The sequence below is a fragment of the Larkinella ripae genome, from assembly GCF_054780775.1.
Map to the genome: position 1 here is coordinate 72,267 of NZ_BAAGVR010000027.1, position 25,098 is coordinate 97,364.

The following is a 25,098-nucleotide window of genomic DNA, read 5'->3' on the forward strand; positions in this document are numbered from 1 at the left end:
GTCGGTAAACGGTTTTCGGTATTCGGTTTTCGGCGGGCCGACGTTTCAGTGCGGTTCCCCGCCGGGATTGATGCCTTTATTCTCGAATAGCGAATAATGAATATTGAACGCTGAATGCGGAAAGATAGCTCTGGCGAAAACCGTATACTGAAAACTGAAAACCGTAAACCACAAACCACGATGACACTTCCACAAATCTGGGCCATTCTGGGGCTCGCGTTTCTAATCGCCGAATTAGTCAGTGTTGGCTTTGTCTTTGCGTTTCTGGGGGTTGGGGCGCTGGTCACGGCCCTGCTGACCTGGTTTGGCGTCACGCCCGAAATCAGCGGTCAACTGCTGAGCTTTTCCGCAGTGACCCTGATCACCCTGGTAGCCGGCCGAAAACCGCTCCGGCGCTGGTTCGAATCCCGGACCAAAAAGCAGGAGTACAAAGAATACGTCGGCGACCGCGCCAAAGTTACCCAGACCATCCCGGCCCACGGCGAAGGCCGGATCTTTTACCGGGGCACCGAATGGATTGCGGTTTCAGAAACCGATGAGTCGATTCTGGCGGGCATCCAGGTGGTGATCCGGCGCATGGACGGAATCCGGGCGGTAGTTTTTAAAATGAACAATGAAGAATTAACCATGAACAATGGCTAGTCCAAAGCCCTTTCAGGATTACTTCTTCATTGTTCATTCGTTATTTGATTGCCTCCGAAACCGGGTTGCCGATGTTGCCGCTGGGTTCCAGGATGTGCAGCAATGCCGAAACCGTGGAGGCAATGTCGGCAATCTGGGTCCGGCGCATGGTTTCGCCCGGTTTGATGCCCCAGCCGTAAAACAGCAGCGGAACGTGCGTATCGTAGTTGAAGAGCGTTCCGTGCGACGTACCGCCTTTCTGATAGCCTTCCAGCCAGCCGGGTTGGGTAACCAGTAGCAAATCACCGCTGCGTTTGGGGTGGTAAACGTTCCGCAAAAAATGCAGCCAGTATTCCGGTACCGAGTTTGAATTGACGTCGTGCAGGTTGATCACGTTCAAAATTCCGGGATTTTTCAACAACGCCAACCGGACCACTTCGGCCGCATCCACCACCTTCACTTTCTTTTCCCGCAGCAGATCGTGGTTCAGATAAACCTGCGAATTGGAATTTCCGATCACCCATTTACCCGGTCCAAACGCATCCGTCAGGGCTTTGTCGGTAGCAGCGCTGGTGTTTTTGCCTTCCAGAAAACCGCCCGGCAAATTCAGACTCATCGAATACGCCGGATTGTCGGCGGCACCGTGGTCGGCCGACAAAAACGTGACGTAATTGCCCTTGCCCACCTGGGCATCCAGGGCATTCAGCAGATCGGCCATCACTTTGTCCAGCCGCAAATATTCATCTTCCACTTCGACGGACGACGGGCTGAACCGGTGACCGATGGCATCGGGCGACGAAAAACTGACGCAGAGGAAATCGGTTTCCGTTCCCCGGCCCATATTTTCGCCCCGCAGGGCCGCTACGGCCATTTCTTTGGTCAACACATCGCCAAACGGGCTGGTGCGGAGGGCTTCGTATTTACTGCCGAGTGATGCGATGGCCTGGTGCGGAAAAACCGCCTTGGGTTCACCGGCCAGCGGGTTTTCAAACGGGGTGTCATCGACGGTACTTTCCACGTATTGATTGATGGGAAGCGTGGTTTCCCAGGTCTGGGTCAGGTATTTGTCCGACAGTTTGAGGGCGTTGAAATCCTTTGCCCACTGCGGCAGGTCTTTCATGTAAAAGGTGCTCGAAATCCAGCTTCCGTCTTTTGAGTCGAACCAGTAGGCGGCATTGGCGGCATGTCCGGCGGGCAGAATCGACCCCCGGTCTTTCATCGCCACACCGATCACTTTGGAGCGTCCCTGCGTGGCAATTTTCAACTGATCCGTTACGGTGGTCACCAGTAGATTACGCGGTGACATTTTGCCGGCCGAAGACGAATTTCCAACCGACGAAACCGTCGAATCGCTGACACAGTAGAGTATTTTATCCGAAGTGCGGTCGTACCAGTCGTTGCCCACAATCCCGGAAATGGCCGGTGCTGAACCCGTGTAGACGTGCGTGTGGCCGGGGGCCGTAATCGTCGCTGCGTAATGATAATGGTTGTTGCGGGCGTTAAAACCGTCGCGCATCATCCGCTTAAAACCGCCTTCGCTGTACTTGTTGTAGTACCGATACAAATAATCGTACCGCATCTGATCGACGATGATGCCGACGACCAGTTTCGGCCGACTCAGGGTAGACGACGCAGCGGCTGCTTTTTTTGCTGCCGGCTGGGCAATGGACAAAGCGGGTGCGAGAAGAAGGGCCGCAAAAGTGAGTAATTTCATGCCAATGGTAAAAATGCGGTTGAGAATCGGTCGGGTTGCTGCCCCAAAAGTAATGAACATTTCTGGTACGCGGGACGTTGGATGGTAAATGAAGATGAAATGATGGCATCAGCGATTTCTTTTAAACTTACCCAGATCGGAAACCGGGGACTTTATTTTGCCGCGGCCATTTTGCTGAGCTGGTTCGTCATGCTGGCGTTTCTGCTCACCCTTCCGATTGACTGGCGAAACCCGCTGATGTATCTTTTTGTGCTGATTCAGACGCATTTATACACCGGCGTTTTCATCACGGCCCACGATGCCATTCACGGGGTGGTCGCTCCCCGCAACAAGCGGTTGAATGACGGCATCGGTTTTTTGTGCACGACCTTGTTTGCCTTCAACAATTACCACCGGCTCAGCCGCAAACACCACCTCCACCACCGGCATTCGGCCACCGGCGACGATCCGGATTTTCACGACGGCAACCCGAATTTCTTTGCCTGGTATTACAGCTTTCTGAAGGAATACATTTCGGTGATCCAGATTGTGCTGATGGGTATTACCTACAACATCCTGAAAATCTGGTTTCCGATGGAGAATCTGATCCTGTTCTGGATGATTCCGGCGGTTTTAAGTACGTTTCAGCTTTTCTTTTTCGGCACGTATCTGCCCCACCGCGGAGAACACCACAACCCGCCCCACAACGCCCGCAGCCAGAAGCTCAACCACGTAACGGCTTTTTTCAGTTGCTACTTTTTTGGCTACCACGCCGAACACCACGCCTGGCCGTATTTGCCCTGGTGGAAACTCCCGGAAGCGAGGGCGTTAAACAATGAATGATAAACGATGAGTGATGAACGATGAATGGGCTGACGCAATAGAATTCATAGTCCATCATTCCTAATTCCTCAGTTCAAAAGCTACTTGCTCCGTTCAATCGTGTATTGCACCAGTTGCTCCAGGGATGTGCGGTATTGGGAGCTGGGCAGGGTGAAGAGCAAAGCCTTGGCTTCGTCGACGTAGCGGCTCATGACGGTGGTAGCGTAGTCGATACCGCCCGATTTTTTGACAAAACTGATCACTTCGGCCACCCGCTTCGGATTTTCACTTTCGTTTTTGACCAGGTTGATCATCCGGCGTTTTTCGGCCCAGCCCGCGTGATTCAGGGCGTAAATCAAAGGCAGCGTCATTTTCTTTTCCTTGATGTCGATGCCGAGCGGTTTGCCGACCTCCACTTCGCCGTAATCAAACAGATCGTCTTTGATCTGGAACGCAATGCCGACTTTTTCGCCGAACATGCGGGCGGTTTCAATGACTTCTTTCGACGCGTTCACCGAGCGGGCTCCCACCGCGCAGCAGGCCGAAATCAACGACGCGGTTTTCTGGCGGATGATTTCGTAATAAACCGCTTCGGTAATGTCGAGCCGGCGGGCCTTTTCGATTTGGAGCAATTCGCCTTCGCTGATTTCACGCACGGCAGTGGAAACAATTTTCAGCAGATCAAACTCTTCGTTATCAACCGAGAGCAGCAAGCCGCGCGAGAGCAGGTAATCGCCCACCAGCACGGCAATTTTGTTTTTCCAGAGGGCGTTGATGGAAAAAAAACTCCGGCGGTAGTTGGAATCGTCAACCACATCGTCATGCACCAGTGTGGCCGTGTGCAGGAGTTCAATCAGGGCCGCCCCGCGGTGCGTCGATTCGGTAATGGTGCCGCAAACCCCCGCCGTCAGGAACACGAACATGGGCCGCAATTGCTTGCCTTTCCGACGCACAATGTAGTTCATGATCTGATCCAGCAACATCACTTCACTTTTCATAAACTGCCGGAATTTTTGCTCAAACGTTTCCATTTCAGCAGCAATCGGCGCTTGTATGTCCCGGATCGATAGTGGCATCGTTGCAACCCGTTCGTCGGGTTAGACGAACCCTATTCAGGGCGCAAGTATACCACTCAAACGCGAACATCAGGACAAAACTTCAAAAAATTATGGAGGATGAATTAGGAATGATGAATTGAAAAGTTTTACATTCATCGTTTCTCATTCCTAAATCATCAATCCATTTCATGCGCACACTTGTACTCGGGGGCGGTTCGCTCAAGGGGGCTTTTCAGGCCGGTGCCATTCAGGCGATTCTGGAAGCCGGTTTTGAACCCGAAGCAATCTACGGCATTTCGGTGGGCAGTCTGAATGCGGTTTTTCTGGTGCACGAAGCCGGCAAGCAATTTGCCGAACATGGCGCCATCGACTGGAAAAAAGCCGGGCGCCAACTCATCGAGTTCTGGGTCCGGAACATCACCCGCCCCGAAGATGTGGCCGAAATCCGGTCACGGCTGATGATGGGTTACAACACACTGATGAGCCGGTTCGACGGTTTTCTGGACAATGCTCCGCTGCAAAAACTGCTCAGAAATCACATCAAACTACCCACGCTCGTCAACAGTCCGGTTAAACTCAAGGTGGGTGCGGTCGACATCATCAAGGGCGACATGGTGTACGCCAGCAACGATGACGACTGCATTATGGATTACGTGATTGCCAGCAGTTCGCTGCCGTTTCTGATGCCCGCCGTTTGCATCGGTGGCGACCGCCAGAAGATGTTTCTGGACGGCGGTTTGCGGGAAGTAGCGCCTTTGCGGGAAGCCATCGACGACGGCGCCGACGAACTGGTGTGTGTGGCCTGCCACGCCCGGCGGATTTTCACCGAAAAATTTAATTACCGCAGTCTGTTCAACCTCCTCGAGCGGGTGAAGGATATTACCGTCAACCAGATTGTCAACAACGACATTGCCTGGGCCGAACGCTGGATCGAGCGGGAGAAACTACGCGGCAACGACATGCACCTGACGCTGGTTCGGCCCCACGAACCGCTGTACCTCAACCTGATGAAATTCTCATCCGATGATATTGGGCGTTTGATCGTTCAGGGGTATGAAAATGCCACGGAGGTCCTTCGGGCGCAGGGCGTCGGCCGCAAGGTGTAAAGCCACCCAAAAACCGGGTGTCTTTTCCGCCTTTTTTGCGCGCACCGGCCGCCAAGATCTATTCCCGGAAATGGAAGGCCAATTTTTACCTGAAACCAGAGAGCACTTCTGATGGACGTGCTACGCAGCCCGGTTTTGATGGTTCGGTCCATCGGGTTGGGGCAGTTGCGTACCAATGCAACAGTTCGCTCCGCATCCGGCGCAATAAGGGTCAGCAGGGAGTTTGAAATCACCCGGTTTTACGAAAAAAAGCCCCGCCGAACGCGTTCGGCGGGGCTTTTTACTAAAGGGTAAATCCTTAGTTGAAGATGTACCGGATACCGATCTGTGCCTGATAAACCGCGTTGATATTTTGCGTGGGCACAAACGAATCCCGCAGCAGAACGGTCTGTTTATCAATCACCTGCGTAGCCAGACGATACGACGGAACGCCGGTCGTGGTGTTGATGCTCGCCAGCGCCAGCGGGTTGAACGTCGTTACCGAGTTGCCCAATCCCCAGCTGCTGTTGATCAGGTTCCCGACGTTCAGAATGTCGGCCCGCAGCTGAATCGTGTTTTTCTTGCCTTTTTCACCAACAGCTACATAAAACTCCTGGATCACCGTAAAGTCAAAGCGGGTCAACCAGGGATATTCACCCCCGTTCCGCTCGGCGTACTGCCCCCGGCGGGTGCTCAGGTAGTTGTTGTTGCTGATGTACGAATCGAAGGCGGATGCCTGCTGCTCCGGTGAATAAGTCACCGCCGTTGCGCCCGATCCTACTGTCAGCGGAGCGAACGTCAGTTCGGAAGCATTTCTCGGCACATAAATCAGGTCGTTGGTCGTTTGTCCATCGAGGTTCACGTCCTGGTTGTAGGTGTACGAAATTTTGCTGCCGCTGCTCGACAACAGCCCCAGGGTGAACAGGGTAGAACCGCCGAATTTACCGCCGTAATTAATCCGGTAATTCAGGTAACCGATGATCCGGTGCCGCAAATCCTGATCGGAATAAGCGGTTGTCAGGTAATTTTGTCCCATAGTCGTCGGTACGTTGGCCTGAACCGTACTACCCACAAAGGCCAGGTCACGGGCTTCACCATACGTATAGGCTATCATGCCACCGAAGCCCCGGGTAACCGGTTTTTCCAGTTTCGCCGTCAGGATGTACGAGCTACCCTTGTTGGTGTTTCTCAGCACAAAAGCATTCCCGATCTGCGGATTGTAGTAACGTGCCACGTTTACCAGGTTGGCGGCTCCCGTGCCGGTATTGGCAACTCCGAAAGCCGGGAAAAGCGGACGGTTATCGGGGCCGCTCAGGGTTCTGCCCGCAACGGGCGCCTTCAGGTTGGCATCGATGTACCGCAGCGCCTGAATGTTTTTGTTGTATACAAACTCCAGCGTTCCAACCAGGCCCCAGGGCAGTTTCTGATCGACGGCAATGTTTGTTTTCCAGATCTGCGGGTATTTCAGGTTCTGATCTTCGGCATTGATCTGGTAGGGAGGCAGCCGGGTCAAGTCAACCGTCGAAGGATCGGGCGGACGAACAGCCGCGGGCAGTTTGGTCGGATCCGTCACAAACGGGTAAGCCGTCGTGTTCGTTACCGTAATGGCCGCCGTATTCACCCCGTTATTACCCAACTGGTTCGAAATCAGCACCTCCGGAATCCGGGAAACGAAAATACCGCTACCGCCCCGGATCTGCGTCGTTTTATCGCCTTTTACATCCCAGTTGAAACCAACCCGGGGCGACAGCAGCAGTCGGGGTTTGGGGAAGGTCCCCGTCGTAATTTTGTAATTTTCCCCGTTTTCGTTGCGGAACGTCAAACCGGCGACAATCGGGTTGTTAAAGTTTTTCGCCGTTTCGTTGTCATACTGGAAGATGTCACCCCGCAGACCCACCGTCAGTTTGAAGTTCGGCGTCGCCTGGAATTCGTCCTGAATATAGGCGCTGTACAGGTTCCGTTTCAGCGTCTGCAAGGGTTCGCCCCCGCCCGGAATCAGCGAATAGCGCAGGTTGTAGCGCGCCAGCGTCACCGGTGAGGTCGTGCTGGTCGGATCGCTGATCGACGCTAAAGCCGCCTGTTTGAAATCGTCGATGGAGTTGTACACATACACCCCGTTCGAGGAGGGGAAGAAGACGTTGTTCGAGGTATAATGTTCGTACACCAGACCCGCCGTCAGCGTGTGTTTGCCGGCAAAATAACTGAAGTTATTCGTGATGTTCATCGTCGAATAGTTCAGCTTGTTGTTCGGCGTAAACGGATCAAAACCGATGGAGGTGTAGGTGCTGCCGTCTTTCAGAATATCGATGGTCGGAAACAGGCTGTTCCGGTACGTCCGGTCTTCAATTTGTTTGTTATAGGTAAAAATCAGGTTGTTAGCCGATTTTCCGCCAAAGTTCGAGGTCAATTCAGCCGCAATCGAGCGGGTGTTATCGGCAATGATGTAGCCGCTGCCTTCCGGCGAAAGGGCCAGACTGCTGTTGGTCCGGTTTCCGTTTCCGGCCGTGTTGCTACTGTTGCTGTTGCTGATCACCGAACCGGATTCGGAATTGTGATGCGAATACCGCACCGACAGTTTGTGCTGATCGTTGATGTTGTAATCCAGGCGAATCAGGCCTTTGCGGCTTTTCACGTCGTTGTTAAAACCGTCCAGCGCACCCAGGTTGTACCCAAAATTTGTCTGCATAAACGTCGCCAGATCCTGCATATCCGATTCCGTTACGCGCGACACGTTACTGCCGGGCTGGCCCCGGTTTAGGCTCCAGGTCAGAGCGGGCGTGCTGCTGTCGAACATCTCGCCGTTTACAAAGAAGAACAGTTTGTTCTTGATGATCGGGCCACCCAGGCGAAAACCGTAGGTTTTTTCGTTGATGTTGGGCTTCGGCGTAATGTCGATGCCATCGGCTTTTTTACCCACCAGGCTGTTGTTACGGAACAGCGTATACGCCGATCCCGAAAATTCGTTGGTTCCGGACCGCGTTACGGCGTTGATTCCGGCACCCGTGAAACCCGACTGACGAATATCAAAGGGCGCTACGTTGACCTGAATCTGGTCGATGGCGTCCAGCGAAACCGCCGTTGTGCTGGTCCGGCCACCCGCCAGCGCCGAGTTACCCAGTCCAAAGCCGTTGTTGAACACCGAACCATCAATGGTAAAATTGTTGAAACGGGGGTCCTGACCGGCAAACGACTGACCGTTTCCGTAGGGATTGTACTTGGAAATATCGGTCATCGACCGGCCAATGGTCGGAATGGTGTTGATGGCATCCCGGCCAAATGACGTGGCGGCTCCCGTCCGATCCGAGCTAAAGATGTCGCTACGGCTGCCCGAAACCACAATTTCCGAAAGTTGCGTACTTTCATCGGCCATGGCAAAGTCGACATTGGCGGCCGTTCCCAGGCTGGCGTCGATGCCTTCTTTGGCCTGCTCTTTAAACCCAACAAACGTCGCCGTTACGGTATAGGGCCCTCCGACCCGAACGTTCGGAAAGGTATACCGACCTTCGTTGTTGGTAACCGTACCGTAGCGCGTACCGGAAGGCGTGTGCACGACAATCACCGTAGCACCGGGCAGCCCGTCGCCTTTCTGGTCTTTCACAAATCCCGCAACGGACGAAGAAGTGACCTGGGCCTGCGCGCTACCACCGCTCAATACGGTCATCGCCAGTCCCCACAGTAGAGCTACGAGGTAGACAGACAGTAATTTTCTGTTCATAAAAATGATCAATTTGGTTAAATTTGGTTTGAAGTGCATCTAAAACCTGGTACAGTTCATTACAAAGAAACGACATTTTTTTTTGTGACTCAAGACCCTGTTCTTAGTAAAGTACCAAAATAACAATTTTACAATCAAGCAATCTACGAAAACTCCATAAATCTGTTTTTATCGTTCAATTTCCGGGTGTTAATTTTTTGTTAAGATTTAAACACCGGTCGGCCTCTTTTTGTAACAATCCTATATAATATTCTATTATACAGCCAATTACCTGTATTTTTCCTCCCGTTCCCCTTCCGGCCAATTCCGGTTTTCCGAACCTTTCCGTTCTACTTTCCGTCTTATAAAAAGGAAAACTATTTTGCAGTTACACCTTCATTCGACATGATTCAACAAACGGAAATATACAAACTGGCTCAATTCGGCCAAACGGCCGGTTTTATCAAAAAACGGGAACCCGGCATTTTCGGGACCCACCCGGTTTTGCCCAATTTATTGGTCGGTTCGACACCGGGCGCGGATGCCGTGGTGCTCGAAACAGGACACGGCGAAGCCCTCGTCAGCACCACCACATTCTCCACCCCCACCGTCGACGATGCCTACCAGTTCGGGCGAATTGCCGCGGCCCACGCCCTGAATACCGTTTACGCCCTGGGGGGCGAACCGCTCCTGGCGGTGGCCATTTTAGGCTGGCCATCCGATCACCTGCCCGCCGAACTAGCCGACCAGATTCTGGACGCCAGCCGCTCGCTTTGTGCCGAAGCCGGTATTGTATTGACGGACAGTCACCAGATCGAAAGTCCGGAGCTTTACCTGGGAATCACCGTAACCGGCAAAGTACGGCTGAATCACCTCAAACAAGCCACTACGGCCACGGAAGGCTGTTGTCTTTACCTGACCAAACCGCTGGGAACCGGCATTCTGACGACCGCGTTGCAAAACGACCTGCTGGCCCCCGAACCGGCCGAAGCCGTGCTGGAGCAAACCGCCCGGCTGAACTCATTCGGGAGTTTGCTGGGGAAACTTCCCTACGTCAAAGCCCTCACGTACGTGTCGGATTCCGGATTGCTGGGGCAGCTTGTCGCCCTGGCCGATGGCAGCGGTTTAAGCGCCGAAATCGACTTTCACAAACTGCCGGTTATTCCGGAAGCCACCGAATACCTGACGCAGGGCGCCATTCCGGCCGCTACGCACCAGAATTGGGAACGTTTCGGTGATGCGGTGAATGAACTGACGGACGAACAACGGTTGTTGCTGGCCGATCCACAGATCGGTGGGGGCCTGCTCATCGCCGTCGATCCGGGCAGTTCCGCTGAATTTGAGCAGGTTGCGTTTGAAAACAAACTCTATCTCAAAGCGATCGGGCAGCTCATCGAAAAGCGCGAAAAGGTTCTTTACGTCCGTTAAACCGCAACGACGGTCTTTTGCGCGTGAACAATTCCCCCACCAAAAGCTTGTTCTGCGAACTAATCTGTCGATATTTCGATGGAATCGTTGTTTAATCAAGAGGATCACGGGCGAAGGCGGCAAGGGCCTTCGCCCGTGAGTCAGGTAGCATGAAACTATACTTTCGACAAACCGGCGAAACCGGCACGCCCTTAATCATTCTGCACGGTATTTTTGGTTCGTCCGACAACTGGCTGACCATTTCGAAAACCATCGCCGACCACCACCACCGGGTGTATCTGGTCGATCAGCGCAACCACGGCCGATCCCCGCGCAGCGAGGTGTTCGATTACGACGCCATGGCCGCGGATTTACAGGAGTTCATTGCCGATCACCAGCTCGAAAAACCGATTGTGATTGGGCATTCGATGGGCGGAAAAACCGTCATGCAGTTCGCAATGGACTATCCCGGCCAGTTCAGTCAGCTGGTCATTGTTGATATAGCGCCGAAATTTTATCCGATTCACCACGGGGAATTGATCAGGGGATTGAAAGCCATTGACCTGACTGCCATCCAGAGCCGCACGGAAGCCGACGAAATTCTAAGCCGGTTCGAGCCTATTGTGGCGGTGCGGCAATTTCTGCTCAAAAATCTTTTTCGGACGGAAGCCGGGCAGTTTGACTGGCGGCTGAACCTGCCCGTAATCGAACAGGAGTTGTACGGAATTGGGGGAGAATTGCGCCACATCCGGATTGTTGAAGAACCGACCCTGTTTATTCGCGGGCGTGAATCGAATTACATCAAAGACGACGACCAGGCCGAAATCAAGCGGCTTTTCCCCAACAGCACCCTCGAAACCATCGAAGGCGCCGGCCACTGGGTGCAGGCCGAAAAACCGGCGGAATTTGTGGAAGTCCTGATGCGATTTCTGGATAAATAGGGCTTAACGGCAGACTTTCGGAAAACCGGGTGGTTCCGGTTTTTGAAATACGGTTACAGGAGATGCCGTATCAACCGAACCTTGGGAATACCCCTTTAATCGGTTACCCATCCGGTTTTCCCCTTTGATGGTCAGCACAGCCGACAGCCAATTATTCTGGCTGTCGGCTGTTGTCGACCGACCAAGAGGCTATTTTTTGTAAACCCGCTGACGATCAGCTTTCGATCCAGGTCAGTTTTTCTTCAATGGGTTTACGAACCGCCGGTTTTTCTTTGCCTTCGTGGTAGCCCATATAGAAAAGGCCGACGCATTTTTGGGTCGGACTCAGGTTCAGAAACTCACCCAGTGCGTCCAGATTACCGGGCGTGCTCCAGTAGGCTCCTACGTTGAGGGCAGTGGCCGTCAGCCACATGTTCTGCACGGCGCAGGACACAGCCGCCAATTCTTCCCATTCCGGCACTTTGTCCGAATGAATTTCCAGGTTGATCGCCATGACGCAGGAAGCCCGCAGAATCTTGGTGCGGGTGGTATCGTATTTTCCCTCCGAATACTGCGCGGGGGGCGTATTCTGGCGGTATTGATCGCCGAGAAAGTCCGCCAGTTTCGTCAGCCCTTCGCCCCGGAAAATGGTGAACCGCCAGGGCTGGGTCAGCCGGTGCGTGGGGGCAAAATTGGCATTGGCGACAATCGTTTCGATCACGTCGCGGGGAATTTCCTGATCAGTATATTCCGGCGGAAAAATGCTCCGGCGTGTGCGAATGACCTCGTTAATGATTTCAAATGAATTTTCCATGGAAGCTCACAAACCTTTTGTGTACGAAACCACAAAGCTAACCCAATCGCCGGACACTGGTTCGCCCGGTCGGTATTTTGTTCTTTATTTACCGGAAAGTCGGCTGCGGCTCGAACCTGACCCAATACCGACCACCGACGGCCGAAGCCCGGCTTTTCGGTCTTTTCAGCAGACCGGTTTTTTGTTTCTGGCAGGGCAAGGTTCTCGGGTTTGGCGATACTCCCGCGTGGGACCAAATTTCGAGCGTGACGTTGCCAACTGAGCGTATTCAGCCGCAGCCTCGGGAGTGAACACTATATCGGGCCGAAGCCCGTAATCTAGGATTACTTCCAGTTTATTTAGCAGAAATTTTAGACAGAAACCGGGAAGTGTTGCAACTTGTTTAGGTTTGCAGGCTGTCTATTCAGCGATCCTGAGAACATGCCGGTTTTGTATCTTATTCCGACGGTGCTGGCCGAACACACCGCCGATCAGGTTTTGTCTCCGCAAATTCGCGCGGTCATCGGCCAGACGCCGGTGTTTTTTGTCGAAAACGTACGCACGGCCCGGCGGTTTATCAGCAGCCTGAAAACCGGCGTGGTGATTGATGAACTGACGTTTTTCGACCTTCACAAAGACACGCCCGAAACCGACACCCGCCAGCAGCTTCAGAGCCTGAAACAGCAAAACCGGGATGCGGGCATTCTGTCGGAAGCCGGTTGCCCCGGCGTGGCCGATCCCGGGGCGGTGGCGGTGCGGCTGGCCCATCAGGCGGGCTGGCAGGTGCGGCCGCTGGTGGGGCCCTCCTCGATTCTGCTGGCGCTGATGGCATCGGGCCTGAGCGGCCAATCGTTTGCTTTCCACGGTTACCTGTCCATCGAAAAACCGGCCCGGGTCCAGGAAATCAGGCAGTTGGAGCAGGACGCCCGCAAACGTCAGCAGACCCAGATTTTCATGGAAACCCCCTACCGGAACAACCAGTTGCTGGCGGATATTCTGGCAACCTGCAGCCCCGACACCCGCCTGTGTGTGGCCTGCAACCTAACGGCCCCCGACGAGCTGGTCCGGACGCTGAGCATTCGCGACTGGAAAACACAAACCCCGGATTTGCACAAAAAACCGAGTCTGTTTTTGATTCTTTAATGTTTTAACGTTCAACTGTATGGTCCAGGTAGAAACTTTTGTCTTCAACCCGCTTGCCGAAAACACCTACATTTTATTCGATGAAACGCGCGAAGCCATCATCATCGACCCCGGTTGTTACGATCCGGACGAGAAAGCAGCCCTGACCGGTTTTATTGCGCAGCACAACCTCAAGCCGGTTAAGTTGCTGAACACCCACGCCCACATCGACCATGTGCTGGGCAACGCCTTCGTCAAACGGACTTACGCCATCGATTTGTACCTGCACAAAAGTGATCTGCCGGTCTGGAAAGCCAATCAGGTGCTGGCTCCGCACTACGGGTTTATGGCTTACGAAGAAGCTGAAATCGATCATTTCCTGGAAGCCGGACAGACCGTTGAATTTGGCAACGCGCAGCTGGAGGTCCGGTTTGTGCCGGGCCACGCGCCGGGTCATGTCGCGTTTGTCAACCAGGCCGACCGGTTTGTCATCGGGGGGGATGTGTTGTTTCGGGGCAGCGTGGGCCGTACCGACTTTCCGCTTTCGGACTTTGAAACCCTCGTCCACAGCATCCGGACGCAGCTGTACACCCTGCCCGACGACTTTACGGTTTACGCCGGCCACTCGGACCCGACAACAATAGGGTACGAAAAGAAAACCAACCCGTTTGCCCGTCTGTAAAAAACCGCGGTTTGTTGCCCGGTGCCGCACCGCACTCCTGCCTGACAATTCCCGCTTCACCTTTTCCCTTGCACCTATCTTTTAACCAATTATAGCACTATTTTAACATATATTGTAACTTATTTTTAAGGATTGGGATAATATTTTATATTTGGTATACCAGGCGTCTTCTAAAACACTAGAAAGGGTAAGCCATGACTATACTGAATAAAACCCCGGTTTTGTCCGATGAACTGGACCTTTGGCAACGGTTTACCAACGGCAATAGTCTGGCGTTTGAAACCCTGCTGGTCACCTACAGCCGGGTTCTTTTCGCCTACGGCAGCAAGTATTCCGGCGACGATGAATTCGTGAAAGATTGTATTCAGGACCTTTTTCTGGACTTGTGGCAGAAACGGGAAACGCTCAACCAGACCGTGGTGGTGAAAGCCTACCTGCTGGCGTCCCTCCGCCGACGCATTCACCGCGCCCTCGAACACCGGCGCTGGTTGTCCGGCACTCCGCTTGATACCGTGGAGCATTTTTCGGTCGAATTTTCGGTGGAGGAAAATCTGGTCGAAGACGAAACCGCCCGCAGCGTGGTCTTTCGGGTCAAACACCTGATCGAGCAATTGCCCAAACGGCAGCAGGAAGTCGTTTACCTGAAATTTTTTCAGGAGCTGGACCGCGATCACATTTCGGAAGTCATGAGCATTGCGCCCCAATCCGTCTCCAACCTGCTGCAGGCCGCCATCAAGCAGTTAAAGTCGCAGTGGAAAGCCGAATTTTTTTGTATCTCGCTGCTCAACCTGCTTGTCGAATCGCCTGCTTTTAGCACGATTTTATAAAAAACTTGGAGTAAAATGAGTATCCACCCCAGCGTCCGGTCTCTGGTAGTTCTAAATTGCCGACCTGTGATTGGATGCCGCAGCACGACTCCCAAAATATTGAGAAATTAATCTGGAACGAATCCTTTCGGAACTGGGTGATGCACCCCACGCCGGAAAGCGACGCGTTCTGGTACATCTGGCAGGTTTCCAATCCGGACCGGGTGGCGGATCTCCGGCTGGCCCGAACCGTGGTAGCCTCCCTGCAGGTGCGCGACCGGGCCTTATCCGACCCTGATCTGCACCAGTTCGTAACCCGGACGCTGAATCGGGCGGAAATTGAAAAACCGGTGGAGCTTGCTCTCCCCGTCGCGCGGCCGCTTCGGTGGCAGCCGCTGGGGTGGGCGGCCCTTATTTTACTGGTTGCTGGTCTGGGCTGGCAGGTCTGGCAACACCAGCTTTCGGCGCAAAAACCGCTGACGTACCAGGCCCTGACGCAAAACGCCCCGGTATCGCTGGTCGAACGGGTAAACGAAACCCGCCGGCTTTTGAAACTTCAGTTGCCCGACCACAGCACGGTTTGGCTACACCCCCGGGCGCGCATCAGTTTTCCCGACCCGTTCACGGTGGATAAACGGGAGGTGTATCTGACCGGTGAAGCCACGTTCGCGGTGGTCCGCAATCCGAACCGGCCGTTTTTTGTGTACGCCGACGAAATTGTGACCCAGGTGCTGGGCACCCGGTTTTCCGTTCGGTCGGTTAGCGACGAGAAAGTGGTGCAAGTGGTGGTTCAAACCGGCAAAGTATCGGTTTTCGCCCGCCAACCCGCCCATCAAAAAACCGCCCCTCCGGACCATGGTGTGCTGCTGACGCCTAACCAGCAGGTGATCTTTTCCCGGAAGGAAGAGCGGTTTCGGAAGTCCCTGGTCAAAAAACCGCAGGCCATCCAGGCCATTCCGGAAGGTCGTTACTTTCGGTATGACGAAACCCCGATTGCCGAGGTGTTTGGCCAGTTGGAACTGGTTTATGGAATCAGCATCGAATTTGACCCAGCCGTTCTCAAGCCCTGCACGGTAACGGCGACGCTGGAAGAAGGCGGACTTTTCGAAAAACTAAGTGCGGTTTGCCGGGCCATCGGCGCGTCGTATGCGGTTCTGGACGGCCAGATTCTGGTCAGCAGTGCGGGCTGCGGCTGAACCACCGGGAGAATGACCGTACTCAACGATTTTTACTTACTAAACCTTTCGCGCCTATGCCAACCTGAGTGATGCCGAACTGAAAGAAGCCGACGATGCTGCAACACCGTCGGCCGACAAATCCCGGGCTTTAAACCATCCTTTTTAGAAGATGGCGGGATTGTTTTTGCCCTTTTCTTTTTCCAGGTCAGAACAAAAACTTTCCAAATTATGAAAAAATTTACACAACTAACCATCGATCGCTGGTTGGTTCTGAGGACTTCCCTGTTTCAGATTCTGCTCAGTGTGTCGCTGATCGGCGTTTCGTATGGGTTTTCGGGCAACGCCCAGGAACTGCTCGAACGGCGGATCAGCCTGAAAGTCACCGATCGGGAAGTGAAAAGCGTCCTGAGCGATATTGAAAAAGCCGCCAATACGCACTTCGTCTACAGCGCCCAGATTGTGGATTCCCGCCGAAAAATCTCGATTAATGCCACCAACGAACGGCTCAGCGACCTGCTGGAACGGCTTCTGGCGCCCCTGAAACTCGGTTACGAACTTTCCGGCAAACAGATTATTCTGGTCAAAAAACCGGATGCCACCTCCGAAAACCTCAAAACCGACTCGGCTCCGGATCTGGCAAAACCGGAAGCCTCCGCGGCCGAAATCACCGTAGCCGGACGGGTGACGGACGACAAAGGCGACGGCTTGCCCGGCGTTAACGTGGTCATCAAAAACACCACGCGGGGCGTCACCACCAATGCGCAGGGCGAATTCCAGATCAGCGTGCCCGACCCGAGTGCCGTGCTGGTGTTCAGTTTTGTGGGTTTTCAGACGCAGGAAGTGACCGTTGGAACCGCTGCGAAGCTGACGATCAAGCTTCTGGCCGACACCCAGGCGCTGGGCGAAGTGGTGGTGATCGGGTACGGTACCCAGTCGCGCGGCAACATCAGCGGGGCCATTAGCTCCATCGGGGCGCAGGATCTGATTCGCACCCCGGCGGTGACAACTTCCGGGGCCTTAGTGGGTAAAATTCAGGGCATTACGGCCCGGCAGGCCGACGCCCGGCCCGGCGCTTCAACCACCATTCAGGTTCGGAACATGGGAACGCCCCTGTTTGTCATCGATGGGATTCCGGCCGATGCGGGGCAGTTCAACAACCTGGGGCAAAGCGACATCGAGAACATTTCGATTCTGAAAGATGCGGCTGCGTCCATTTACGGCCTGCGGGCGGCCAACGGCGTGGTGCTGGTCACCACCAAAAAAGGGCGCGTCGGCAAACCGGCCATCAACCTCTCGGGCTATTACGGCATTCAGAAGTTCACGCGCTACCCCAAACCAGCCAATGCCTACCAGCACGTGCGGGCGCTGGCCGAATCGGACCAAAACCGGGGTATCAAAACCACCATTACGCCCGAAGAGCTGGAAAAATGGCGCGTCGGCACAGAGAAAGGTTTCCAGAGTTTCGATTATTACAGCATGGTGATGAGCCCGAACGTGCCGCAGTACTCGTTCAACGCCAGCGCATCGGGCGGCTCGGAAAACGTTAATTACTTCATCTCGGCCACCCACCTCGATCAGGCGGCTTTGATCGAAGATTACAAGTTCAGCCGGACCAACTTCCAGGCCAACGTCGATGCCGGTCTGACGAAAGGCTTACGGGTCGGAACCCAGCTCAGCGGCCGGATCGAGTTCCGGCACCAGACCGGCGTTCCGGGCCTTGACGATTACTTCAACCCGTTTCTGAGCATTTTCACAATGTGGCCCACCGAGCGGCCCTACGCCAACGACAACCCGAAATACATCAACCAGACCCACAACGTTAACGTCAATCCGGCCACGTATAAAGAGGAAATTACCGGGTACATCGACGAATACTGGCGGGCAATCAAGGGCAATTTTTACGCCCAGTATGATTTCGATTTCGGCCTGCAGGCCAAGGCAACGTACTCCTACAATTTCACAAATTTCGATTTCAACGGGTTTGAGTATACCTACGACGCCTACACCTACGACGCCAAAACCGACGCCTACAACGTGGTGCCGGGCGGGGGCAACCAGAATCCCTGGCGCGAGCGCCGGAAGCGCAACATCGTCGACCGGTTTTTGCAGTTTCAGTTGAGTTATAACCAGAAATTCGGGGATCACGGCCTGTCGGCGGTGGCGGCTTACGAGCGGTCGGACACGGACAACAAGTACCTGGTGGTGCATACGGTGCCGCCCAACAACTACATTCCGATCCAGTATTTTGCCAACCAGGATTTGCTGATCGACACCTGGGACGTGATTGCGCGGGCCGGCTACATCGGGCGGGTCAACTACAATTACAAACAGAAGTACCTGCTCGAAGCCGTGGGCCGCTACGACGGTTCATTCCTGTTCGCGCCCGGCAAGCGCTACGGTTTTTTTCCGGGGGTTTCGGCGGGCTGGCGGGTGCTGGAAGAACCGTTTTTCAAAGACAAACTGGGCAACGTTTTCGATGATCTGAAACTGCGGGTGTCGTGGGGAAAAACCGGGGCCGATCTGCTCAACGATGCCTTCATTGTCGCGCCGTTCAGCTACCTGCCGGGCTACACCTGGGCCCCGACTACCGGTCCGAATGCGGTTTTCAACGGCAACCTCACTACGGCAATCCAGCCGCGTGGTCTGCCCATTACCTCGCTGTCGTGGGTTAACAACATTACCAAAAACATCGGGATCGATTTTTCAATGTTCAACGGCAAGCTGACCGGCGAATTCGACGTGTTTGAACGGCGCCGGAACGGGTTGCCGGCGGCCCGCTACGACGTGCTGCTGCCCAGCGAAGTGGGCTACACCCTCCCGCAGGAAAACCTGAATTCGGACGCAACGCGCGGCATTGAAGGGATTCTGGCCCACCAGGGAACCGTCAAAGGCGTTCAGTATTCGATTGGCGTGAATGCGACGCTGGCGCGGGTTCGTGACCTGAGCCAGTACAAACCCCGCTTCGGCAACGCCTGGGACGAATACCGCAACTCGCGGGTCGACCGCTGGGCGAACGTCAACTGGGGCTATGAGGTGGTCGGGCAGTTCCAGTCGCAGCAGGAAATTGATGATTACAAGGTCGATAACGACGGCCAGGGCAACCGGACGCAGCTTCCCGGCGACTTTATTTACAAGGATGTCAACGGCGATGGTATCATCAACGGCCTCGACGAACGACCCATTGGCTACGCCGAGGGCGCCAACCCGTACCTGAGTTTCGGGATCAACGGCAGTCTGGCCTACAAAGGTTTCAACCTGCTGGTCGATTTTTCGGGCGGGAGTTTCCAGAGTTTCCGGCGCGAGGTGGAGATGAAAATTCCGTTTCAGAACAACGGAACGTCTCCCCATTACATGTTTGAAGACCGCTGGCACCACGCCGACCCGTTCAATGTGGACAGTCCGTGGGTTCCGGGCACGTTTCCGGCCGTTCGGAAAGACAGTCCGAGCCACAACAATTACAACAAACGCAACGATTTCTGGACCACCAACGTCAGCTATGTCCGGCTGCGGAACGTGGAACTGGGTTACACGCTGCCCCAGGTGTTCACCAAAAAATTCGGTGTTTCCAATCTGCGCGTTTACCTGAACGGCACCAACCTCTTCTCGATCGACAACCTTCAGAAATTCGAAATCGATCCGGAAGTTTCCTCAAACGGCGCGCTGGTTTATCCGCAGCAACGGCTTTACAATTCCGGTATCCAGGTCACCTTTTAATTCCGGCAATCTCATGAAACGCATTTATAAATACCTGATTTTCACGGCATCCCTGTTCCCGTTATCGTCCTGCGAAAAGGAAGACTGGCTGGAGCGACAGGCCCCCAACGTCATTCTGGAGGAGCAGGTCTGGAACGACTCCCGACTCATTACCAGCCTGTTAGCCAATTATTACGACCGGCTGGCCTGGCACGTCGACCTGAGTCACGGAGCCTCCACCGCGGCCACCGTTCCGGTGCGGGAGGGCTGGCAGGATTTTGCCGCCTACGACGAGGCCATGTGGTCGGGCAACGACGACGCCCGCAACAACATCATTTCGTACGGTTTTGACCGCTGGCGGCTGTGGGATTACGGCCTGATCCGCGACATCAATCTGGCGCTCGAAAACATCGAAAAATTCAGCACCACCCTGCCCGCGGCCCAGAAAACCCAGTTTACGGCCGAGTTACGGTTTTTGCGCGCATACGAATACTTTGAGATGGTAAAGCGCATGGGCGGGGTGCCGCTGGTAGCGAAGCAACTGATCTATGATTTCAGCGGAGATCCCTCGTATTTGCAGCAGCCCCGCAACAAGGAAGCCGAGGTGTACGATTTCATTGCGACGGAACTCGATGCCATCAAAGACCAACTGGGCAACGGGGGCAGCAACACCCGCGCCAACAAGTTTACGGCCCTGGCGCTGAAAAGCCGGGCGATGCTGTACGCCGGTTCCATCGCCAAATACAACAACCTGATGGGCGCGCCGATCAGCACGCCGGGGGGTGAAGTCGGCATTCCGGCGGCCCGGGCCACCGACTATTTCACCAAGTCGCTCGAAGCATCGAAGGAGATCATTACCAGCGGACCGTATTCGCTCTACAAAGCCAATCCGAACCTGGGCGAGAATTTCTACGAAGCCGTGACCAAAAAGGCGAACAATCCGGAAGTGATTCTGGCCCAGGATTTTCTGGTTTCGAAAGACAAACGGCACGGGTTCAGTTACGACAACATTGCCCGCAACATCCGCGAAGACAACCTGTCGTCGTCCAACATCACGCCCACGCTGAATCTGGTTGAGGATTTTGAATACCTGGATGGTACGTCGGGCGAACTGAAAACCCGCACCGCCAACGACGCCGACTACATCTACTACAACACCCTTGCCGATGTGTTTGCCAACAAAGATGCCCGGTTGTACGGCACCGTTGTTTACCCCGGCACCACGTTCAAAGGGCTGGATGTTCAGATTCAGGCCGGAGTGATGGTCTGGAACGGCACCGGTTACCAAACCCTTGAATCGAGCACGCTGGGGTCGCTGCACACGGACGGCAAACTGCTGACGGGTTCGTCGGGGCCGCAGCGGTCGCAGACGGAAGTGTCCAATACCGGTTTTTACCTCCGCAAATACATCGACTCCGCGCCGATGTCGAGCACGCGCGGCATTCGGAGCGACATGTGGTGGGTGCGGTTTCGGCTGGGCGAAATCCTGCTGAATGCGGGTGAAGCCGCCTTTGAACTCGGCCAGACCGCCGACGCCCTGACCCACATCAACCGGGTGCGGGAGCGGGCCGGTTTTGGCGCCAACAGCCTCAAAACGCTGACCCTCGCCCGTATTCAGAACGAGCGCCGGGTCGAACTGGCGTTTGAAGACCACCGCGTCTGGGACCTCAAGCGCTGGCGGATTGCCCACGAGGTCTGGAACGGCAGCACCAGCAATCCGGACGCTATGATGTATGCGCTGTACCCCTACCGCATCGTCCGGCCCGGCAACCCGCGCGACGGCAAGTACGTGTTCGTCAAGCTGGTTGCGCCCCGCTTCCGGACACCCCGGCTTTTCCAGATGGGTAATTATTATTCGTCCATCGACCAGGTGGTGATCAACAACAATCCGAAAATTGTCCGCAACCCCTTTCACTGATCGTAGGCTATGAAACTGAGCAACGTAATCATCGCGGTTTTTACCGCCGGTTTTCTGCTGGCGGGCTGCAAGGAAGATAATTTTGCCCCCCCCAAATCGACGCTGAGCGGGCGGGTGGTGTACCAGAACGCACCCGTTGGCGTTCGTTCCAACGGCGTCCAACTGGAACTCTGGCAACGCGGTTTTCAGCTTTTCTCGAAAATTCCGCTGCACATCGCGCAGGATGGCACGTTTTCGGCCTCGCTGTTCGACGGCGATTACAAGCTGGTGCGGCTGCGGGGCAACGGGCCGTGGGTCGACAATACCGACACCATCGAGGTACAGGTACGCGGTTCGGCGACGATTGACGTACCGGTGCAGCCGTATTTCACCATCAAAAACGAGAAGTTTCAGAAAAGCGGCACGGCCCTGACGGTTTCCTGCAAAGTCGACCCGGTGCTGACCACCCGCGCCATCGAACGAGTCACGGTGTATGTCGGCACTACGCAGTACGTGGACGTGAACAACAACGTGGGCAGCATCAACATTCCCACGGCGGCTCTGGCTGATCTGACCAAAGAACTCAGCATCAACTACCCCCTGCCCGCAGCCGTTAGCACCCGCGCCTATTTTTACGCCCGGGTGGGCGTCAAGGCTACGGGCGTTGCCGAACTGCTGTATACACCGGTTCAGAAAATTCAGTGAAGAATGCATCAATCCCCAACCAGAGACGGCTAACCCCGTTGGGATTGACTCTGGATTCGTCATGATACGCCTATGAAAACCGTCCTGGTTCTAGCCTTTTTATTTCTTATTGGTACGGAAAACCGGGCGCAACCGGCCCCCGCCCCGATTCCGGTTCACGATCCGGTGATGATCCGGCAGGACAGCACCTACTATGCGTTTGCCACGGGTCGGGGCATTGCGATCTGGTCCTCGAACGATCGCGTTAACTGGAAGCGGGAAAAGCCGGTTTTTGAGCAGGCTCCCGACTGGGCCGTCAAAGCCGTACCGACGTTTAAGAACCACATCTGGGCGCCCGACATCTCGTTTCACAACGGCCGGTATTACCTGTTCTATTCCGTCTCGGCGTTTGGCAAAAACACCTCCTGCATTGGGCTGGCCACCAACAAAACCCTGCACCCCAACGACCCGAATTACCGCTGGACCGACCACGGCCTGATCGTGCAATCGGTGCCGGGCCGCGACAACTGGAACGCCATCGACCCCAATTTACTGGTCGATGAGACCGGCAAACCCTGGCTGGCGTTCGGGTCGTTCTGGGACGGCATTAAACTCGTCCGGCTGCGCGACGACCTGAGCGCCCTTGCCGACGCCCCGCCCGAATGGCACACCCTCGCCAGCCGCCAGCGCAGCGCAGGGGCCAACGGACCGGCCAACGACGGTGCCATCGAAGCGCCGTTTCTGTTTCGGAAAGGCGGTTTTTACTACCTCTTCGTTTCGTTCGATCTCTGTTGCAAAGGCCCGAAAAGCACGTACAAAGTCATGGTGGGTCGCTCGGAAAAAATAACCGGCCCGTACCTGGATCAGGACGGAAAGAAGATGGTATTCGGGGGCGGAACGCTGGTGGTGGAGGGCAACGCGAGCTGGCACGGCGTTGGGCATAATGCAGTTGGCACTTTCGACGGCACGGATTACCTGATTTTTCACGGCTACGATGCCGCCGACAACGGCAAATCCAAACTCCTCATCCGCCCGCTGGAATGGGATGCCAGCGGCTGGCCGAAAGCGAAGCTTTAATGTTGCAGGACAGACGCCCGGAAATAAATGTAAAATGTAGAATGGTGAATGTAAAAGGGAGTTACATCCGGCACTTTTACATTCAACATTCACCATTCTACATTTAATATTCTTTAAATTCAGTCTTCCGGATTCAGCGCCAGCTTGCCATCGGCACCGAGGTAAATCCGGTAGCGCGCTCCCCGGCGAACGGTGTAGCGGTTGCTACGAGCCGGATCGGTTTTCAGCCGCACAAACAACTGGGCACTGTTGGTCGGGTAGATGCTCACATTGCTGGCGTTGATCGTAAACGGCGTCCACTGCTTCAGATCCTTGCTGATTTCGAGCGTTGCCGGTTTGGCGTAATCGTTTACCAGAATGACGCTTTTCTGGCTGTAACTGATCGTCACCTTGCGGCTCGAATCCGGCACGGACGGGTCCAGAAAAAAAACTTTGATGTAGCTTACTTCCAGCGTGTCCCCTTTCGTCCGGGTGGAATCCGCCCAAACCGGGGCGGCCACCGCCCGGAGTCCGCACCCCAGAAAACCGATGAACAGGAGCCACCTCATTTCTCCCGCAGGGCCAGGCCCGGTTTTCGTTTAAACAAAAAATCGCCCGCGCCCGGTGTAGCCCCTTTGATGTGGCCGTAAGTCGGTTTTTGCCGAATCTGCGTTTTGTTGTGGACCGGGTATTTGAGGCTTTCAAAGAGTTCCTCCGACGACAGATAGTCCTCCTCGTTGGCCGCCAGCCGCTTGATGAAATAATCCAGAAACACGCTGTTGTCGGGCACCTCCTCCAGCGAACTGCAACTCATCGCTTTCCGGCTTTTCTGGGTGTATTTTTCGTCCCAGGTTTGCAGCTTCTGGTTGGTCATCACCTGGTACGAAACCACCGTAGCGCCGTAGCAGGCATCGACCACCAGCAAGAGGTGCTGCGTGCGCATCTCGTTCAGAATCGACACCAGCGAAGCATTGGACAGGTAGCTGTCGAGGTCTTCCTGGCGGGTGTCCTGCAAGGCCCAGAAACCGTTGTTTTCGTCGGTGCTGACGCTGTGCCCGGCGAAGAAAATCAGCAGATTGTCGTCGCTCAGCAGCCGGTACGAAAGCGCCGTCAGCGTATCTTTCACCATTTTCTTGGTCGCGTTGGGCAACCGGATGATCGACGTAAAATCGTATTGCTGCCGGAGCACGCTGTCCAGCCGGCCGATGTCGCTGCGGGGGCGGTTGAGTTTGATGCGCGTGTCGCTGTAATCGTTAATGCCGATCAGCACGGCATGATACCGGGCGGTGGCCCTTGTGGGGCGCTTGATTTTGGCAGGCAGCGGGTAGTCGTTGTTGCGGGCCGCGCGCCGAATCAGCGACAGTTGCAAGTCGTACTCGGCCAGCGCCATGTTCGGGTTTGAAAGGTACACGAAGATGACTTTCAGCCCGGCATTGTCCAGCGTCAGTTTCCGGCCGGTATTGTCGCTGTAGGTCACGGTGGGCGTTATCGGCACTTTCAGCGTTAAGTCCTTCAGGGTATCGATGTTGGCGGTCAAAACCGAATAGGCATCCGTTTTTGATCCACTGGACGCTTTTTCGTCGATGGTGCAGTTGCCGTAACAGTTTCGGACGGAAATGATCAGGTTGCGGTTCGATTTGATGGGTGTCACCTTCACCTGCAGCGTGTCGCCGATGCGGACTTTGAGCGCTTCCACATCGACCGGATAAAACCGGTTGAAATGCCGCCCGGAACCCGTCACACTGAACGCCATCGCCGGAATCGAATCGTTCCTGAACTGAACAACCGGTTCCACCAGCGATTGGGCGTGCGTTGGCAGGCGCGCGAACCACAGGAAAATCAACACCAGGCCAACGGTAACTTTCATAGCATAAACACGTTTTCTGT

General features: G+C 54.9%; 19 protein-coding genes. 13 read left to right on the plus strand and 6 right to left on the minus strand.

The window, feature by feature from the left end; translation table 11 throughout:
• Positions 1-180 precede the first annotated feature (180 nt).
• Positions 181-642 carry an NfeD family protein gene (locus ACYVHX_RS21685; RefSeq protein WP_460673787.1) on the plus strand — a complete coding sequence of 154 codons (462 nt, stop codon included), beginning with the start codon at positions 181-183 and terminating at the stop codon, positions 640-642.
• A 40-nt stretch (positions 643-682) separates the two neighbouring features.
• On the opposite strand, the gene pafA is transcribed toward ACYVHX_RS21685, so the two are convergent.
• Complete coding sequence (gene pafA / locus ACYVHX_RS21690) at positions 683-2,335, minus strand: alkaline phosphatase PafA (RefSeq protein WP_460673788.1); 1,653 nt, start codon at positions 2,333-2,335, stop codon at positions 683-685.
• A gap of 102 nt (positions 2,336-2,437) precedes the next feature.
• On the opposite strand from pafA, the gene ACYVHX_RS21695 reads away from it, so the two are divergent.
• Complete coding sequence (locus ACYVHX_RS21695; protein ID WP_460673789.1) at positions 2,438-3,157, plus strand: fatty acid desaturase; 720 nt, start codon at positions 2,438-2,440, stop codon at positions 3,155-3,157.
• A gap of 80 nt (positions 3,158-3,237) precedes the next feature.
• Here ACYVHX_RS21695 and ACYVHX_RS21700 read toward each other — a convergent pair whose 3' ends face one another.
• Complete coding sequence (locus tag ACYVHX_RS21700) at positions 3,238-4,212, minus strand: polyprenyl synthetase family protein (protein WP_460673790.1); 975 nt, start codon at positions 4,210-4,212, stop codon at positions 3,238-3,240.
• A gap of 170 nt (positions 4,213-4,382) precedes the next feature.
• Here ACYVHX_RS21700 and ACYVHX_RS21705 point away from each other — a divergent pair, with 170 nt between their 5' ends.
• Positions 4,383-5,300 (plus strand): patatin-like phospholipase family protein, encoded by a 918-nt coding sequence (locus ACYVHX_RS21705; protein ID WP_460673791.1) that lies wholly within the window; start codon positions 4,383-4,385, stop codon positions 5,298-5,300.
• A gap of 298 nt (positions 5,301-5,598) precedes the next feature.
• Here ACYVHX_RS21705 and ACYVHX_RS21710 read toward each other — a convergent pair whose 3' ends face one another.
• Positions 5,599-8,994, minus strand: a complete 3,396-nt coding sequence (locus ACYVHX_RS21710) for a TonB-dependent receptor (RefSeq protein ID WP_460673792.1) — start codon at positions 8,992-8,994, stop codon at positions 5,599-5,601.
• Positions 8,995-9,378: 384 nt separating this feature from the next.
• Between ACYVHX_RS21710 and selD the strand changes: the two genes are divergently transcribed.
• Positions 9,379-10,401 (plus strand): selenide, water dikinase SelD, encoded by a 1,023-nt coding sequence (gene selD, locus ACYVHX_RS21715; RefSeq protein ID WP_460673793.1) that lies wholly within the window; start codon positions 9,379-9,381, stop codon positions 10,399-10,401.
• 149 nt (positions 10,402-10,550) lie between these two features.
• Complete coding sequence (locus ACYVHX_RS21720; protein ID WP_460673794.1) at positions 10,551-11,321, plus strand: alpha/beta fold hydrolase; 771 nt, start codon at positions 10,551-10,553, stop codon at positions 11,319-11,321.
• A gap of 214 nt (positions 11,322-11,535) precedes the next feature.
• On the opposite strand, the gene ACYVHX_RS21725 is transcribed toward ACYVHX_RS21720, so the two are convergent.
• Positions 11,536-12,114, minus strand: coding sequence for a nitroreductase family protein (locus ACYVHX_RS21725; protein WP_460673795.1), 579 nt, complete (start codon positions 12,112-12,114; stop codon positions 11,536-11,538).
• Between the two features lie 420 nt (positions 12,115-12,534).
• Between ACYVHX_RS21725 and ACYVHX_RS21730 the strand changes: the two genes are divergently transcribed.
• The 8 genes from ACYVHX_RS21730 to ACYVHX_RS21765 all read left to right on the plus strand — a co-directional run bounded on the left by ACYVHX_RS21730 (position 12,535) and on the right by ACYVHX_RS21765 (position 23,232).
• The gene (locus ACYVHX_RS21730) at positions 12,535-13,236 is read left to right on the plus strand and encodes an SAM-dependent methyltransferase (protein WP_460673796.1); all 702 of its coding nucleotides are present in this window, start codon (positions 12,535-12,537) and stop codon (positions 13,234-13,236) included.
• Between the two features lie 19 nt (positions 13,237-13,255).
• Complete coding sequence (locus ACYVHX_RS21735) at positions 13,256-13,897, plus strand: MBL fold metallo-hydrolase (protein ID WP_460673797.1); 642 nt, start codon at positions 13,256-13,258, stop codon at positions 13,895-13,897.
• Between the two features lie 194 nt (positions 13,898-14,091).
• Positions 14,092-14,724 (plus strand): RNA polymerase sigma factor, encoded by a 633-nt coding sequence (locus tag ACYVHX_RS21740; protein ID WP_460673798.1) that lies wholly within the window; start codon positions 14,092-14,094, stop codon positions 14,722-14,724.
• A 74-nt stretch (positions 14,725-14,798) separates the two neighbouring features.
• Positions 14,799-15,899 carry a FecR family protein gene (locus ACYVHX_RS21745; RefSeq protein WP_460673799.1) on the plus strand — a complete coding sequence of 367 codons (1,101 nt, stop codon included), beginning with the start codon at positions 14,799-14,801 and terminating at the stop codon, positions 15,897-15,899.
• Between the two features lie 210 nt (positions 15,900-16,109).
• Positions 16,110-19,595 (plus strand): TonB-dependent receptor, encoded by a 3,486-nt coding sequence (locus ACYVHX_RS21750; protein WP_460673800.1) that lies wholly within the window; start codon positions 16,110-16,112, stop codon positions 19,593-19,595.
• Positions 19,596-19,608: 13 nt separating this feature from the next.
• The gene (locus ACYVHX_RS21755) at positions 19,609-21,492 is read left to right on the plus strand and encodes a RagB/SusD family nutrient uptake outer membrane protein (RefSeq protein WP_460673801.1); all 1,884 of its coding nucleotides are present in this window, start codon (positions 19,609-19,611) and stop codon (positions 21,490-21,492) included.
• A gap of 9 nt (positions 21,493-21,501) precedes the next feature.
• Positions 21,502-22,176 carry a DUF3823 domain-containing protein gene (locus ACYVHX_RS21760; protein ID WP_460673802.1) on the plus strand — a complete coding sequence of 225 codons (675 nt, stop codon included), beginning with the start codon at positions 21,502-21,504 and terminating at the stop codon, positions 22,174-22,176.
• A 72-nt stretch (positions 22,177-22,248) separates the two neighbouring features.
• Positions 22,249-23,232 (plus strand): family 43 glycosylhydrolase, encoded by a 984-nt coding sequence (locus ACYVHX_RS21765; protein WP_460673803.1) that lies wholly within the window; start codon positions 22,249-22,251, stop codon positions 23,230-23,232.
• 119 nt (positions 23,233-23,351) lie between these two features.
• Here ACYVHX_RS21765 and ACYVHX_RS21770 read toward each other — a convergent pair whose 3' ends face one another.
• Complete coding sequence (locus tag ACYVHX_RS21770) at positions 23,352-23,780, minus strand: hypothetical protein (protein ID WP_460673804.1); 429 nt, start codon at positions 23,778-23,780, stop codon at positions 23,352-23,354.
• Entirely contained in the window at positions 23,777-25,078 is a 1,302-nt protein-coding gene (locus tag ACYVHX_RS21775) for a caspase family protein (protein ID WP_460673805.1), read from the minus strand. The genes ACYVHX_RS21770 and ACYVHX_RS21775 overlap by 4 nt, the downstream gene beginning before the upstream one ends.
• Between the last annotated feature and the right edge of the window lie 20 nt (positions 25,079-25,098).